2 protein-coding genes are annotated in these 1,772 nt (G+C 63.0%); both read left to right on the top strand.

Translation table 11 applies throughout. The features are described 5' to 3' along the window. Positions 1–448: 448 nt before the first annotated feature. The gene (locus EOA29_RS35305; RefSeq protein ID WP_126095861.1) at positions 449–934 is read left to right on the top strand and encodes a DUF559 domain-containing protein; all 486 of its coding nucleotides are present in this window, start codon (positions 449–451) and stop codon (positions 932–934) included. Continuing rightward, positions 931–1,772: FAD-binding oxidoreductase (locus tag EOA29_RS35310; protein WP_145970008.1), on the top strand; the 842-nt coding region annotated here is incomplete at its 3' end. The genes EOA29_RS35305 and EOA29_RS35310, both read left to right, overlap by 4 nt.

Here is a 1,772-nt window from a genome sequence, read left to right on the forward strand (position 1 = left end):
GTATATGGACCCGGCCATCCGCGAAGAGCTCAACGACTTCGTCGAGAAGCGCCGCGCCGAAGGCGGCGCGCCGACGGATTTTTGATCATCAATGTCATTGATGAACAGTCGACCCCCACTCCGTCGAGCTTCGCTCGCCACCTCTCCGCCGATCGACGGAAGAAAGGAAAGGCGCGAGCCTTTGCCGGGAGGCGCCCTTCCTCTCCCTCCGGAGGGGGGAGAGGTGGCGCTGCGAAGCAGCGACGGAGTGGGGGAAGCCGTTCGTGAAACGCGAAGTCGCCGCAAAGCGGGCGCGACCCAGCAAGCAGGAAATCAAGCGGATTTGGTGCACGGTCGACCCCCACTCCGTCGAGCTTCGCTCGACACCTCTCCCCCGATCGACGGGGGAGAGGAAAGGTGCGAGGCGATTCCAGCTGGCTCCTTTCCTCTCCCTCCGGAGGGGGGAGAGGTGGCGCCGCGAAGCGGCGACGGAGTGGGGGAAGCCGCTGATCAAACCCGCAGTCGGCGAAAACCCGGGACAACCCTGCGGGCACGAAAGCTCAGACAGACAGGCAATCAGGCCGAAGCATTGCTTTGGCTCGAACTGAAGGGTCGCAAGCTCGGCGGCTACCGCTTCACGCGCCAGTTTTCCATCGGCCCCTATTTCGCCGACTTCGCTTGCCGCGAGCGTTGGCTTGTCGTTGAGGTCGATGGGCACCAACACGCCGACAGTTCATATGACCGTCGCCGTGACGACTTCATGCGCGCGCAAGGCTATTCGGTCCTGCGTCTTTGGAACCATGACGTTCTGAAACATCGTGCTTCCGTCTGTGAAACCATCCTCGCCGCGCTTGACGGCAGGCTGGCCGAAGACATCGCCGTGTCCGATCTCCGCTTTGTTTTCACATCCCCCTCACTCGATTCAGTCTCTGCAAAAACGGACCTATCTGTATGAAATCCCACGTAAAAGCGGTTGTCATTGGTGGCGGCGTCGTCGGCTGCTCGGTGCTCTACCACCTCGCCAAGGCCGGCTGGACCGACATCATGCTGATCGAGCGTTCGGAGCTGACCTCCGGCTCGTCCTGGCACGCGGCGGGCGGCTTCCATACGCTGAACGGCGACCCGAACGTCGCCAAGCTGCAGGCCTATACGGTCCAGCTCTACAAGGAGATCGAGGAGCTTTCCGGCCAGTCCTGCTCGCTGCACCTCACCGGCGGCGTGATGATGGCCGATACGCCGGAGCGCATGGACTTCCTGCGGCTCGCCCATGCCAAGGGTCGCTATCTCGGCATGGACACCGAGCTGATCACGCCTTCGGAAGCGAAGGCGATGTTCCCGCTGATGGACGAGAAGAACTTCGTCGGCGCCATGTGGGATCCGGTCGAGGGCCATCTCGATCCCTCGGGCACGACGATTGCCTACTCCAAGGCGGCGAAAAAACTCGGCGCCGAGATCGTGCTGCGCAACCGCGTCGTCGAGCTGACGCAGGAAGTCGACGGCACCTGGAACGTCGTCACCGAACAGGGCACGGTCCACGCCGAGCATGTCGTCAATTGCGGCGGCCTGTGGGCGCGCGAGATCGGCCGCATGGTCGGCGTCGAGCTTCCGGTGCTGGCGATGGAGCACATGTACCTGCTTACCGAGCCGATGCCGGAGGTCGAGGAATTCAACAAGTCGACCGGCCGCGAGATGATCGGCGTGCTCGACTTCAAGGGCGAGATCTACACTCGCCAGGAGCGCAACGGCATCCTGCTCGGCACCTATGAGAAGGCCTGCAAGCCGTGGTCGCCGGT

Source organism: Mesorhizobium sp. M1E.F.Ca.ET.063.01.1.1, assembly GCF_003998155.1.
Classification (GTDB): Bacteria; Pseudomonadota; Alphaproteobacteria; order Rhizobiales; family Rhizobiaceae; genus Mesorhizobium.